Source organism: Pseudomonas putida (assembly GCF_001636055.1).
GTDB lineage: Bacteria > Pseudomonadota > Gammaproteobacteria > Pseudomonadales > Pseudomonadaceae > Aquipseudomonas > Aquipseudomonas machongensis.
The window spans coordinates 1,512,517-1,526,034 of record NZ_CP011789.1 but is presented as its reverse complement, the minus strand read 5'-3'; the positions used below and the strand labels follow the sequence as shown (position 1 = coordinate 1,526,034).

Below are 13,518 nucleotides of genomic sequence, written 5' to 3'. Positions count from 1 at the left end.
CCGCGAAGCACTCACCGCTAATTTCAGAATCTGTCATCCAGAATCGCCGGCAAGCTCAGCTCCCTGACAAAGCTGGCCGGCGACAGTGACAGGACCATCCTGACCACCTGCACCACATCGTGCACCGGTATCAGTGCCCCTTCGCCACGCTGCGCAGCGTCTGCAACCGGCACCTCCAGGCCATCCTCTGTATTGAGATAGCCCAGGTTCAGGCAGGTCACCCCAAGACGCCGATAGCGGTAGCCCTCACGCAGAGCGTCGGCGATGCCTTGCAGGGCGAATTTGCTGGCACCGAACGTCACCTCCGGGCGCCCGCTGCGCGGCAGGCCCGAAGTCGAGCCCGTCAGCAGGATGCGTGGGTGCTGGCTTTGCAGCAACAGAGGCAGCAGACGTTTGATCAGCAGGATGGTCGCCGTGATGTTGCAACCGATCATGGTTTCAATCTGAGCGTCCTGGTCGTCGAGAAAATCGTAGGCGGGGTCGAAGGCCAGGGGCTCCCAGATGCCCAGGTTGTAGACCAGCGTGTCGACGCCTTGGTCAGCCACCGCCTCGGTGATGGTGGCGACGGCGGCTGCGGGGTGAGCGAGGTCGGCTTCGATCCAGCGGGTGTCGATACCAGCGACGGCGGGGACATGCGGGGGGATGGCGCGGGCGACGCCGATCAGGGTGTCGCCGGGGTTGCCCAGGCCTTGCATCAAAGCCTTGCCCAGCCCTTTGCTGGCGCCGATTACCAGGGTCTTCATCAATAACTCCATTTATCGAGGTTTGGGGAAAGAGGCCGGGACAGCGGTGACCTTTTCGCAGGCAAGCCCGCTCCCACAGGTACTCCACAGTCTTCAGGGCCGCGGGGCCTGTAGGAGCGGGCTTGCCCGCGAAAAGGTCACCGCCAAAACCAGATTCGCTCCACAGAGCGCAGCATCCAAGTAGCCCACCAGCTCGATGACAAAGCCCGGCTTGTATCCAGATGTAAACCGCGCCGCGTGTCTGTTTCAGATCAATGCCGTACGCTTGCAGACAACCCACTGCGCCCCAATCCAGCCACACTGCCATCCTGCCCGCACCCGGTACCCACCATGAGCCTGCTCAGACAAGCCCTGAACGACCAATCCTTCGTCTGCATCATGGAGTTCGTTCCCAAGCCTTCTGCCCAGCGCTTCGCGGCGCTGGAGAGCATCATGGCGCGTGCGCAGTTGTGTGGTTGGCCACTGGCGGTGTCCATCGCCGACCGGGTCGGCAGTGCGCTCGACATGTCGCCGCTCGACGCCTGCCGCAGCTTCGATACACCGGTCCCGACCCTGCTGCATTTCTCCGGCAAGGACCGCGAGCGCCAGGACCTGCTCGCCCAGTTGCCGCGCATGGACGCCGCTGGCCTGGACCAGCTCCTGTTGCTGACCGGCGACCGCCTGCCCGGCCACATGCCGGGCCAGCGTCCGGTGCGTTACCTCGAATCCGTCGCAGCCCTGCAGATCGTGCGCCAGGCGCGCCCCGACTGGCTACTCGGTGCAGCACTGAACCCGTTCAAATACCGCGAGGAAGAAGGCGGCGCGCAGTACTTCAAGGCCGAAAAGAAGCTCGCCGCCGGCGTCGACTTCTTCATCCTGCAACTGGGCTTCGACTTCCAGAAATACCGCGAGGCCATGCACTGGATGCAGCGCCAGCCCACGCCTCGGCCCCTGCTCGCCTGCATCATGGGGCTGACCGATGGCCGCGCCGGGATGCTCGAGCATGTGGCGGGTGTCACCGTCAGCCCCGCGATGCGTGCGCTGCTCGCCGCCGAGGCAGCGGTGTCCAAGGCCCACGCCCGGCAGCGTGCCACCGAGCGCCTGGCCCTGCAGATCATCGGCCTGCGCCTGCTGGGTTACGCCGGGATCAACCTCTCCGGCGTGCACGAACTCGAACAGTTTCTCGAACTGGAACAAGCCCTGGAAGATTGGCTGCCACGCATCAACAGCCTCGAGCAATGGCGCAGCGCCTGGGATGCTGCCTGGCAGATGCCCGGCGTGGCACCGGTCACTTTCCACCCACCCGCGCATCACTGGCAGCAAGGCCAGCGCCAGGTCCAGGCGTCGTTTACGGAAAAGGCTCGCTACCATTTGCTGTCGGCCATGCACCATCAACTGTTCAGCCGCGAAACGCTGTTGAGCAAGGCATTCGGCTGGAGCGTACGCCGCGCGCTGTGGTCGACACCGGCAGCGGCGCGCGTGCTGCACGGCGTGGAGCGCAGCCTCAAGCGGCCGCTGGTCGGTTGCGACACCTGCGGGCAATGCCGGCTCGAAGACACCTTGTACATCTGCCCGGAAACCTGCCCCAAGGGCCTGGCCAACGGGCCCTGCGGCGGCACGCAACTGAACCGCTGCGAGTTCGGCGACCGCGAATGCATCCACAGCCGCAAATACCGCACGGCAGTGTCGGTCGGGCAGACGCATGTGCTCAGCGACAAGCTGATCCCCTGCGTCGAGGTCGGTGGGCGCCAGCAAAGCTCCTGGCCGCGCTGGTTCGCCGAGCCCACCCCAGTGCAACCCGCAGCGCGCGCCAAGCGCCCACAACCCGAGATCGCGGACCTGTAGGCGCGACCCGGCAAGCCCTGGCACGGAGGGCCCGGCAGCCTCTATCCTGAGCGGCCATCGCCCCACACTCGCCCACAGGACCGCCGCGTGACCCGAGAGCAACTTGAAACCCAGCAGATCGCCCTCTACTTCGCCGCCGTGGTTCTGGCCATCGCCGCAGGCCTGCTCACCCCCGACACCGCCAGCCACCTGCAAGCGCTGGTGACCCCGGCGATTGCCGTGCTGATGTACGCGATGTTCCTGCAGATCCCCTTTCTCGACCTGCGTCAGGGGCTGGGCAACCGCCGCTTCATGGGCGCGCTGTTGCTTGCCAACTTCGTGCTGGCACCGATGCTGGTGTGGGCGGCCACGCGCGGCCTGGTCGAGCATCCGGCGATCCTGATCGGTGCACTGTTGGTGCTGCTCACGCCGTGCATCGACTATGTGGTGGTGTTCACCCACATCGGCAAAGGCGACTCGCGCCTGATCCTCGCCGCCACGCCAGTGCTGTTGCTGGTGCAACTGGCGCTGCTGCCGCTGTACCTGGCCCTGATGCTCGGCACGCACAACCCGGTGGCACTTTCCATCGCGCCGTTCGTGGAAGCCTTCGTGCTGCTGATTGCGCTGCCGATGCTGCTGGCCGTACTCACCAGCGCCGGCGCGCGCCGCTCGCAGGCCATCGCTCGCTGGAACGACGCCTGGGCGTGGATGCCGGTACCGGCCATGGCCCTGGTGCTGATTGCCGTGATCGGCTCGCAGATCGCCGTGGTGCTGGGCGACTTCCAGCGCCTGTTGCCGGTGATTCCGGTGTATGTCGGGTTCGCGCTGCTGGCACCGCTGCTGGGGCTGCTCTCGGCGCGGCTGTTCCGACTGCAGGCGCGCGAAGCACGAGCGGTGACGTTCAGCGCCGCGACCCGCAATTCGCTGGTGGTACTGCCGCTGGCGCTGGCCTTGCCGGAAGACTTGCGGGTGCTGGCGGCAGCGGCGGTGATTACCCAGACACTGGTAGAGCTGGTGAGCGAACTGATCTACGTGCGGATGGTGCCGGCAGTGGTACGCACCTGACGGGCTCCGACCACCTCACACAATCACGAACCCCACCTCGATGTTGCCCCGCGTCGCCTTGGAGTACGGGCAGATCTGGTGCGCCTCGGCCACCATCTTCTGCTTGTCCTCCTGGGCAAGCCCGGGCAAGTGCACCGTCAACTGAGCGGCCAGGGCAAAGCCGCCATCGGCGGTATTGCCCAGCGCCACATCAGCCTCCACCGCCACGCCCTCGGGCAGGCGGATGTCGAACTTCTGCCCCGCACGACGCAATGCGCCGATGAAGCAGGCCGACCAGCCGATGGCAAACAATTGCTCGGGGTTGGTGCCTGGACGTCCGGAGCCGGGCGGGCTCAGCGGCAGGTCCAGCGCACCATCACTGGAGCGACCGCGGCCGTCGCGGCCGCCGCTGGTGTGAGTACGGGCGGTGTAGAGCGTGGTTGTCAGAGGGGTAATCACGGTGCATCTCCTTCTTGCCGATCAGGACGTTGCGCACGGCCCTCCCCGACCAAGGGTGCGGGAAGGGCGCGATGGCCGTTACTGCTTGGCCTGGCTCAGGCGGCTGTACAGGTCGGATGGGAACGGCTTGCCGTTGGCGTCGAACTGATGCTTGCGGAACTGATACGTCTCCGCCTCGGACAGGTAGCCATCGTGGTTGGCATCGATCGCATCGAATTCGGCGTTGGCCTTCGGCGCCACGGCCAGCAGCTCGGCACGCGAAACGCGGCCATCGTGGTCGGTGTCGGTGCGGGCGAAGGAGGCATCGCCGCACTTGCCTTCACCACACTTGCCCTCGGCTCCAGTGACTTTAGCCTGGCCACCGCACTTGCCTTCGGCCTGGGTGGCCTTGCCCTGGGCGCCACACTTGCCTTCCCCGCACTTGCCTTCCGGGGCCTTCTCGTTGGCCGCGAGCTGGTAGCCCTGCGGCAGTGCTTCAACAGCGAAAGCGGAACTGGTGACGTTGATACCGCCTGCCAGGGCGATGGCGAACAGGCCGATGCGAGCCTTGGTGGAAATCGGGGTATGGGACATGGCATTTCTCCGGATGTCAGTGCGGTCGTTCCGCTGGGTTCATTGCCCCTAGGGCGAGAGAGCCGATGAACCGGGCGCCTGGCCCCGTTCGTTCGGGTGGAGCCATTTGAACGTCAGCGTGTATCGGGGGCGTATCCGGAGAGGGAGGGATTTGTATGCAAGTACGCAGGATCAGGGATGAGATACAGGGCGATACAATCGCGGCCAATCGCGGGGCAAGCCCGCTCCCACAGATACGTGCGCTGACACTGGATCAGCGCACGTATCTGTGGGAGCGGGCTTGTCCCGCGATTGGGCCGCAAAGCGGCGCCGGCGATCTCAGCCGTCGAAACTCACCGCCCGCAACGGCGCGGTATTGACCTTCAGCTCGAACACATCCGGCCGCGCATAATGGCCCACCACATCGAAGTCGAGGTTGCCCTGGCTCAACTGGCTCATGTCCAGATCGGCGTACAGTTCGGTCTCGCAATCGAACACCGGCCCCGCCAGCACCTCACCCAGCGGGCTGACGATCATGCTCCCTCCGCGCATCACGTAGTCGTCGTCGGCGAAGTCCAGCCCGAACGCCTCGCGGTGCTGCTGCGGATACTCGCCCAGGCGAATCGCCTGGCAGGCAGAGAGCACGAACACTCGGCCCTCCAGCGCCACATGCACCATGGAACTGGCCCACGACGGTCGATCGTCGGCAGTCGGTGCGCAGTACAGTTGCACCCCTTGTGCATACATGGCCTGGCGTAGCGCCGGCATGTAGTTCTCCCAGCAGATCACGCTGCCGAGCACACCGAAGTCGGTCTGCACCGGCTCAATGGTCGAGCCATCGCCGAAGCCCCAGATCAGGCGCTCCTGCCCGGTCGGCATGAGCTTGCGGTGATAACCGGCAATGCCACGGCCCGGCGCCAGAGTGACAGCGGTGCAATACAGGGTCCGGCCATGACGCTCGATGATGCCGACCACGGCAGTCACGCCGGTCTGCTCGACGCTTTCGGCAAACGCCGCAAGCTCCGGGCCGTCGAGGGCCACCGCACCCTCGACGTAGCGTTGGTACAGCGCGCGCCCGGCAGCACTGCGATTGCCCACCACGCTGCCGAACGCCGCGCCCTTGGGATAACCGCCAATGAACGCCTCGGGGAACACCGCAAGTTGTGCGCCCTGCTCCGCCACCCGCCGCAGGATGCCGGCGGCCTTCTCGACACTGGCCATCGCGTCATAAGGAACGGAAGCGGCCTGGATGATTGCTACACGGGTCATGATGACTCCTGTCTGTGGTTAGAAACGGCTGATGTCGTTGTCACGGGTTTCCGGCAAGGTCTTGCACAGCACCAGCAGGCACAGCAGCGAGACCCCGGCGAGATAGGCAGCGGGCAGGTTGGCGTCGCCGGTCATGCGGATCAGCGCCGCGGCGATGAACGGCCCCGGGCCTGCCAGGATCGCCAGCGCCAGGTTGTGGCCCAGCGCCGCGCCAGTGGAGCGGATCGAGGCCGGGAAGACCTCCACCAGCAGCACCACGTCCATCACCGCAGTGACCGCCACCAGCACACCCAGGATGATCAAGCCGAGCAGGATCGCCGCGCTGTTGCCGCTGTTGATCAACAGGAAAATCGGAAACGCCAGCACCGTCAGCGCAGCCGCGGCGCCCAGCAACAGCTTGCGCCGGCCGATGCGGTCACTGAGCCGACCGATCAGCGGGTTGACGATCACGTACACCACCAGCGCGATGCTGCACAGCCACAGCGCCGTGCTGCGCGGCAGCCCCACGGTGGTGACCAGGTGGTTGTTGGCGTAGGTGACGAAGTAGTACAGCGACACCCCGAACAGTGCCGAAAAGGCAAAGGTAGTGATGAACGCCCGGCGCCGCACCGCCTTGCTCGGGGCCTGCGCCGAATCGCGCTGGCGCACCATCTCTTCGTACACCGGGGTATCGCCCAGCTTGCGGCGGATGAAGATGGCGATACCGGTCATGACGATCGAGGCCACGAATGGCAGGCGCCAGCCCCAGGCCGTCAATTGCGCGTCGCTGAGCGTGGTGGTGATGGTCGCGGCGACGAAGGTGCCGAACAGAAACGCCAGCCCGGCAGTCCCGGTGATCACACTGGCCGCCGTGGCGCGGCGATTCGCCGGCGCGCTCTCGACGATGTAGATGCCTGCGCTCGACCACTCGCCGCCGACCATCATCCCCTGCACGAAGCGCATGGCGATCAACAGCACGGGCGCGGAGATACCGATCGCCTCGTAGGTGGGTAACAACCCGATGATCGTGGTACACACGCCCATGCCGAACACCGTGATGATCAGCACCGCCCGCCGGCCGAAACGGTCACCGATCGGCCCCAGGATCAGCGCCCCGAAAGGCCGCGAGAGAAAGCCCACCGCGAATACCGCCAGCGACGACAGCAGCGACACGCCAGGCGCGCTGGACGGGAAGAACAGCATTCCGATCACCGCCGCGAAATAGCCGTACACGGCGAAGTCGAACCACTCCATGAAGTTGCCGATCCCCACCGCGATGGCGCGCTTGCGGATATCCACCTGCCCACCCCTGGTATGGGTATTGCTTTCACCCACGCTATGCGAAATCGTGCCCACCGGATCCACCTATGTGTTGTTATCTGTTGTGGGCACCAGACTAGAAACACCACCGACCACGGGGCAAACGATTAGGAAATATGAGCCGGATTAACGTACGTAATATTTCTCGGATCGACCTGAACCTGCTGCTGACCTTTCACTGCCTGATGACCGAACGCAGCGCCACCCGCGCCTCGGCCATGCTGCACGTGACCCAGGGCGCGGTGAGCTCAGCCTTGCGCCGCCTGCGCGAGCACTTCGGCGACGAGCTGTTCATCCGCACCGCCTCGGGCATGCAACCCACGCGCAAGGCCATGGAGCTGGCGCCGAAGATCACCGAAGCCCTGACCTCCATATCCGGCCTGTTGGGCACAGAACCCGACTTTTCGCCGCATGATTCCAGCTATGTCTTCAATATCGGCCTGTCTGACGATATCGAGGCCTGCCTGGCGCCGCGCATCGTCAACGCAGCAGCAGCCGAAGGCCTGGGCGTGACCTTCGCCTTCCACCAGAGCAACAGCTCGCTGTGGAAACAGTCGCTGCAAGACCCTGACATGGACCTGGTGATCTGCGCCGAGCCCAAGGACTTCAACACCAGCTATTCCTCACAGGTGCTGTTTTCCTCGTCCTACGCCTGCCTCTACCGCCCACGCAATGGAACGGCAAACGAACCCATCGCTCTGGAAGACTATTTCGCCGCCAATCACGTGCGGATTTCCTACGATGGCCGCCGCGGCTTCATCGACGACATGTTCGAGGCGGCAGGCTATGCGCGGCATGTCACCGCCTCGTTCACGCACTTCAGCGGCGCACTGAGCACCTTGATGAACAGCGAAGTGATAGCCACGATCCCAAGCTTCGCCGCCGAGAGCTATGCCGCCATGACCGACCTGACCGTGAGCCCGGTGCCCTTCCCGGTGCCGTCGTTCCGCTGCTTCATGGTCTGGGACATTGCCCGGCACAACAAACCGCATCATGAATGGTTGCGGCAGTTCATCGGCAACCTGGCCCAGGTGGTGAGGTAGCCTCCGGACCGACGGCTTTCGCCAAGACCGTCGGCAAGCAATCCTGCTGATCAGGCGCGACCGGGGCCAGTTTCAGAAGGCGTATGACGAGATCGCTGAAGTGAGTGACGGTAGGCTGACGCGATCTCTGTGAGAGCGAGCTCGCCAGAGAACACCGGCAAAGCCGGGGCCAGCCTCCTCCGACAACCATCTCGGACTAGTCCGACGTACTCCCCGATGCCGGAAGACGCCGTGAGTCGCAATATGGGAGCGGTCCGATATACGTCTAAAGGGGAGTTTCTAGAATTCACGGGGGACGCACTGCTACCCACCGTCCGCACGCGTATTGCCAGTCGCCTGCGTATGGAAGTGCCAAGCAAATTCCATGGATCACCTGTACAAGGACGCATCATGAAAATTATCGACATCGTGCATGACTACGCCCAAGGAAGCTCCAGGCTTCGCAGAGGCCTATGCCGGGTAAGAATCTTCAGGACAGCAACCGACACCACCGTGTTGCTGACCGACCTGGACGAAAAAAATGATGGTATGTCCGTCACCAATGCCGTCGAGCACATCATCAAATCGCTCCACGAACTGGGGATCGTCCTGCCACCTGCAACCTACATCGAACACTACGAACGGGAAGACCCTGCTCGGGACAGCTTCGATATCGTCACAGTAGGCTCTCGCCAAGGCGTTCAGTGGCAGAGCATCCCCCGGACCGAAGTTCTGTCCATGATCGACGGTAGCTCAGACGAGTTGGATAACAGAAGCGCTTCGAACAGCCGAGTCATTTGCCGAGCAGACCAACTGCGCTTTCGACGCGACCCTTTCGTGGATTCCCCCTGGCAACCCCACCCCGCCACGATCAAACGCCGGCTTGAAATCGAAGACGGCATGCTTTCGAAAGCAGATATCGAAGCACTCATCGTCGAAGGCGCTGGCGAGCGAGACATCCAGCGCTTGCTCAAACGAGACTTGTCCGTCTTCGGTGAAGCCTACGCAAAGCCTGATAACGAATATCTCTGTTTCTCCGAATTTCCACTGGATAATGGGCAAGTCGATTTTGTCGTTTTCACAGGCAGGTCGCGTATGGATGTCATTCTGATCGAGGTCAAAGGCGCTGATTTCAACCTTCTGAACGCCGATCACTACAAGGCCTTCAATCACAAGATCAATCAAGCCGCTGATCAGATACGCGATCGACTCGGGAAGCTTTATCGAGACCCGGAACCGTTCAGGCAGCACGTGCATGCGATCAGACAGCGTGTCGAGCGAGGTGAACATGTTCACAACGCCTTCCTGGGGCCTTGCCACAAGCTTGAAGTAGATCCGGAAAAAGACATCAATATCCGGACGATTCTGATCGGCGGCAGGACGGTAGATGACCGCGCAGAGAGCACGAAAAGGCATGACTTCGAAAGGACCTTCAACCCACCCATCCGGGTGGAGTCATGGGATACCTGGTTACGCAGACTTCAGCGGGGCTGACCAGCAGCCCCTGTGCAGGCCTCTTCCGTCAACAACCCTGGATCAATGCAGCACCTGGCTCAAGAACAATCGGCTCCGCTCATTCTGCGGGCTTTCGAAGAACGCCTGCGGCGTAGCCTGCTCGACGATCTCGCCCTGGTCCATGAACACCACCCGGTGCGCCACGGTACGAGCGAAGCCCATTTCATGCGTCACGCAGAGCATGGTCATGCCGTCTTGCGCAAGGCTGACCATGGTGTCGAGCACTTCCTTGACCATTTCCGGATCCAGCGCCGAGGTCGGTTCGTCGAACAGCATGATCTTGGGCTTCATGCACAGCGCCCGCGCGATCGCGACGCGTTGTTGCTGTCCACCGGACAGCTGGCCGGGGAATTTGTGGGCCTGCTCCGGAATGCGCACCCTTTCCAGGTAATGCATCGCCACTTCCTCGGCGCGTCGACGAGACATCTTGCGCGCCCAGATCGGTGCGAGCGTGCAGTTCTGCAGGATGGTCAGGTGCGGGAAAAGATTGAAGTGCTGGAACACCATGCCGACTTCACGGCGGATGGTTTCGATCTGCCGGAGGTCACGGGTCAGCTCAGTGCCTTGGACCATGATCCGGCCTTCCTGGTGATCCTCAAGGCGGTTCAGGCAACGAATGGTGGTCGATTTTCCCGAGCCCGAGGGGCCGCACAGCACAATGCGTTCACCCTGATGCACGGTGAGGTTGATGTTCTTGAGGACCTGGAAACTGCCGTACCACTTGTTGACGCCTTCCATCTGGATCATGGTCTGTGGACCTGGTGAATCCAGGGGGTTGCGGATCGCTTCACTCATTTGAAACTCCTTGCCGGAGCTCGGGCGCGCCTTCCTGAGGGCAGGCGCACATCCGTTGTGGGAAAAGGGTGTGAAGATGCAGTATGGATCAGTGCAGGACGCTTTCCAGGAACTGCCGGGTGCGCGGCTCCTTCGGTGCGCTGAACACCTCCGATGGCGGGCCCATCTCGATGATCTTGCCGCCGTCGAAGAACACCACCCGGTCGGCCACTTCGCGGGCAAAGCCCATTTCGTGGGTCACGACAATCATGGTCATGCCTTCGGCGGCCAAGCCCTTCATCACATTCAGCACATCGCCGACGGTTTCCGGGTCCAGCGCAGAGGTGGGCTCGTCGAACAGCATCAACTTGGGCCTCATGGCCAACGCCCGAACGATCGCTACTCGCTGTTGCTGGCCGCCTGACAGCTGCGCCGGATAATGCTCGGCCTTGTGCCGCAGGCCGACCCGATCGAGCAACGCCAGCGCGTGAGTCTGTGCTTGCTGCCTGGTCGAGCGTTTGAGCTTCACCGGCGCAAGCATCATGTTCGCTAGCACCGTCATGTGCGGAAACAGTGTGTAATCCTGGAACACCATGCCCACCTCTTCACGCAACTTGGCCAGGGCCTTGCGGTCACCGGCGTTGGCCGAGTCGCCACTGCCGATAACCACCGTCCCCAAGGACGGCTCCTCCAGGCTGTTGAGGCAGCGAATGAAGGTGGACTTGCCCGAGCCGCTAGGGCCGATGATGACCACCACTTCGCCTTGGCGAACCTCCATGTCCACGCCCTTGACCACCTGGTGCTGGCCAAAGCTTTTGTGCAGGTCGCGCACCGTCAGGATCGTGCTCATAAGCCCGCCTGTGCCCGTGTCAGGGCTTGCAGATTGAGGTGAGCCGCGCTCAGTCGCTCGCGGCGCTGCTGGTTGGCGGCGCGCTCTGTGGTCAACCGCTCGCTGGCGCGCGCCAGGCTCGGCCTCAGCGAAGCCAGCGAGGGGCCGCCGGCGGAGGTACGCCCTTGCACGTTGCTGACCGGGTCCAGACAGTCGCGCACTTTCTGCTCGGGCAGGTTCAGTGCATGGCCCAGTTGCTCGATGGCGCAGGCATCGACCATCTGCGTGGTGATCTGGTTCGCCAGCAGGCCCTGATCCATGGCCATGCGCACCACACCGCCGACCACGTGGTGAGCTTCGCGAAACGACAGGTCGACTTCACGGACCATCAGGTCGGCCAGGCCCGTGGCCGTGGAGAAATCTTCACCGGCACGGCGCACCGCCAGGTCGATATTCGGCGTCGCGGTACGCAACACCAGGTCCAGCAGTTTCAGGCAGCGCAGGCTTTCCTCGGCAGCTTCCCAGAAGCCACGCGTGCCTTCGCGGTTGGCATCGCCAGTGTGCGAGAAGTTGGTGCCTTTGATCGTAACGCTGGCCCCCATCATCAAGCCGACGATGTGTCCACTTCGGCCCTTGAGGTATTCCAGCACGGTCGGGTTTTTCTTTTGCGGCATGATGCTGGACGTGGCGGCGACACTGTCGGGGAAGTCGATGAGGTTGAACTCATTGGTGCTCCAGACGAAGTAGTCCTGCGCGACGCGGCTCCAGAACACCGCCAGGTTGCTCAGGTGCGACAGGCTTTCGAACAGGAAGTCCCGCGAGCCGATGGCATCCAGCGCGTTGTCCAGGTAACCGTCGAAGCCGAGCAACTCGGCGGTACGCGAGCGGTCGATGTCGAACGGCGTACCGGCGAAAGCGGCCGCGCCGAGTGGGCACTGGTTCATGGATTCCAGGGTCTGGACCAGGCGCTTGCTGTCTCGCTCCAGTGCCTGCTCCACCGCGCTCAAGTAATAACCGTAGGTGATCGGCTGCGCCGGTTGCAGGTGGGTGTAGCCGGGCATCACCACTTCGGCGTACATCTCGGCGCAGCGAATGGCCGTTGCACGCACAGTCATCAATTCGTCGATCAGGTCCATCAGCAGGTCGCGGCACCGCAGACGATCCAGCGTAGCGAGGATGTCGTTACGGCTGCGGCCGGTGTGCAGGCGGCCGCCGATGTCGGCACCGATCTGCTCGATCAGGTGCGCTTCGTAGTTGAAATAGGCGTCTTCGCGGGATGGGTCCAGCTCGACCGCATCCGGCCCTGCCTGCTCCATGTCCAGCACACCCTTGGCCAGCACACTGGCGTGTTCACCGCGAATCAGGCCCTGTTCGGCAAGCATCAGGATGTGCGCCTTGTTGACGTTGCCAAGGTTCGCAAAACCACTGGCGAAGCCTTCAAGGCGCGGGCGATAGATGTACTCGTTGACTTCCGGTGCGGTGCTTTCCTTCAGGCGCCGACTGACTTTGGATTCTTGCATTTTGAAACCTCTCCAATAGAAGTACGTACCGCCGGGCGGCCCAGACGACGTTCGAGATAGCGGCTAAGCCAGGTGAGAGCCGAACAGATGACGAAGTACACGAGCAGCACAACGCCGTAGACGGTGAATGCCGGGCTGACACCGGTCATGACGGTTTCGCGCTCGATGATGATCTGGCCGACCTTGAGGAATTCGCCTACCCCTACCAGTGCGCCCAGCGACGTGGCTTGTACCAAGATGGTCAGCAGCCCGGTGTAGGCCGGCAGAATGGCTTTCATCGACTGCGGCACGATCACGTGCAGGTAGATCTGCCACGGGCGCAGGCCCAAGGCCCAAGCGCTTTTCCACTGATGTCGGGACACCGATTCCAGCCCGCCGCGCACGATCTCGATGCCGTTGGCGCTGCCCCATAAGGTCAAGCCCACGGTGACCGCAGCGAACGGGCTCAGGTCCAGGCCAAGCATCGGCGCACCGAAGAAGATGAAGAACACGTTGACGATCAATGGAATGGAGCGAAACAGCTCCACATAGGCATGGATGGTCCACCACAGCACGCGGTTCCTGACCGTGGCCAGCACGCCTAGCACGGCCGAGATCAGCGTGGTGAACAACAGCACCACCAGCGCCAGGCGCAGGGTCATCAACAACCCTTTGGAAACAAAGCCCCAGTTTTCGAGAATGAAGTTCAT

At 63.0% G+C, this 13,518-nt stretch carries 13 protein-coding genes; 4 read left to right on the top strand and 9 right to left on the bottom strand.

The window, feature by feature from the left end; genetic code table 11:
* Positions 1–23: 23 nt before the first annotated feature.
* Complete coding sequence (locus AB688_RS06975) at positions 24–743, bottom strand: SDR family oxidoreductase (RefSeq protein ID WP_063543041.1); 720 nt, start codon at positions 741–743, stop codon at positions 24–26.
* Between the two features lie 330 nt (positions 744–1,073).
* Here AB688_RS06975 and AB688_RS06970 point away from each other — a divergent pair, with 330 nt between their 5' ends.
* Positions 1,074–2,567 (top strand): methylenetetrahydrofolate reductase C-terminal domain-containing protein, encoded by a 1,494-nt coding sequence (locus AB688_RS06970; RefSeq protein WP_063543039.1) that lies wholly within the window; start codon positions 1,074–1,076, stop codon positions 2,565–2,567.
* A gap of 87 nt (positions 2,568–2,654) precedes the next feature.
* On the top strand, positions 2,655–3,611 hold the full coding sequence (locus AB688_RS06965) for an arsenic resistance protein (protein WP_063543037.1): 957 nt from the start codon (positions 2,655–2,657) through the stop codon (positions 3,609–3,611).
* A gap of 15 nt (positions 3,612–3,626) precedes the next feature.
* Here AB688_RS06965 and AB688_RS06960 read toward each other — a convergent pair whose 3' ends face one another.
* From AB688_RS06960 to AB688_RS06945, 4 genes are all read right to left on the bottom strand, one after another.
* A complete protein-coding gene (locus tag AB688_RS06960) occupies positions 3,627–4,046 on the bottom strand; it encodes an organic hydroperoxide resistance protein (protein WP_063546643.1) in 420 nt (139 codons plus the stop codon).
* An 81-nt stretch (positions 4,047–4,127) separates the two neighbouring features.
* On the bottom strand, positions 4,128–4,622 hold the full coding sequence (locus AB688_RS06955) for an EF-hand domain-containing protein (RefSeq protein WP_063543035.1): 495 nt from the start codon (positions 4,620–4,622) through the stop codon (positions 4,128–4,130).
* 318 nt (positions 4,623–4,940) lie between these two features.
* Positions 4,941–5,870, bottom strand: coding sequence for a carbon-nitrogen hydrolase family protein (locus AB688_RS06950; protein WP_063543033.1), 930 nt, complete (start codon positions 5,868–5,870; stop codon positions 4,941–4,943).
* Between the two features lie 18 nt (positions 5,871–5,888).
* Positions 5,889–7,148, bottom strand: a complete 1,260-nt coding sequence (locus AB688_RS06945) for an MFS transporter (protein ID WP_231100300.1) — start codon at positions 7,146–7,148, stop codon at positions 5,889–5,891.
* A 137-nt stretch (positions 7,149–7,285) separates the two neighbouring features.
* Between AB688_RS06945 and AB688_RS06940 the strand changes: the two genes are divergently transcribed.
* Together AB688_RS06940 and AB688_RS06935 are read left to right on the top strand one after the other, a co-directional pair.
* Complete coding sequence (locus AB688_RS06940) at positions 7,286–8,212, top strand: LysR family transcriptional regulator (protein ID WP_063543029.1); 927 nt, start codon at positions 7,286–7,288, stop codon at positions 8,210–8,212.
* A 390-nt stretch (positions 8,213–8,602) separates the two neighbouring features.
* Positions 8,603–9,685 carry a Shedu immune nuclease family protein gene (locus AB688_RS06935; protein WP_063543027.1) on the top strand — a complete coding sequence of 361 codons (1,083 nt, stop codon included), beginning with the start codon at positions 8,603–8,605 and terminating at the stop codon, positions 9,683–9,685.
* A 42-nt stretch (positions 9,686–9,727) separates the two neighbouring features.
* Here AB688_RS06935 and AB688_RS06930 read toward each other — a convergent pair whose 3' ends face one another.
* From AB688_RS06930 to AB688_RS06915, 4 genes are all read right to left on the bottom strand, one after another.
* Positions 9,728–10,501, bottom strand: a complete 774-nt coding sequence (locus AB688_RS06930) for an amino acid ABC transporter ATP-binding protein (protein ID WP_063543025.1) — start codon at positions 10,499–10,501, stop codon at positions 9,728–9,730.
* An 88-nt stretch (positions 10,502–10,589) separates the two neighbouring features.
* Positions 10,590–11,330, bottom strand: a complete 741-nt coding sequence (locus tag AB688_RS06925) for an amino acid ABC transporter ATP-binding protein (protein WP_063543023.1) — start codon at positions 11,328–11,330, stop codon at positions 10,590–10,592.
* Complete coding sequence (gene argH, locus AB688_RS06920) at positions 11,327–12,829, bottom strand: argininosuccinate lyase (RefSeq protein WP_063543021.1); 1,503 nt, start codon at positions 12,827–12,829, stop codon at positions 11,327–11,329. The genes AB688_RS06925 and argH overlap by 4 nt, the downstream gene beginning before the upstream one ends.
* A complete protein-coding gene (locus AB688_RS06915; protein WP_063543019.1) occupies positions 12,799–13,518 on the bottom strand; it encodes an amino acid ABC transporter permease in 720 nt (239 codons plus the stop codon). The genes argH and AB688_RS06915 overlap by 31 nt, the downstream gene beginning before the upstream one ends.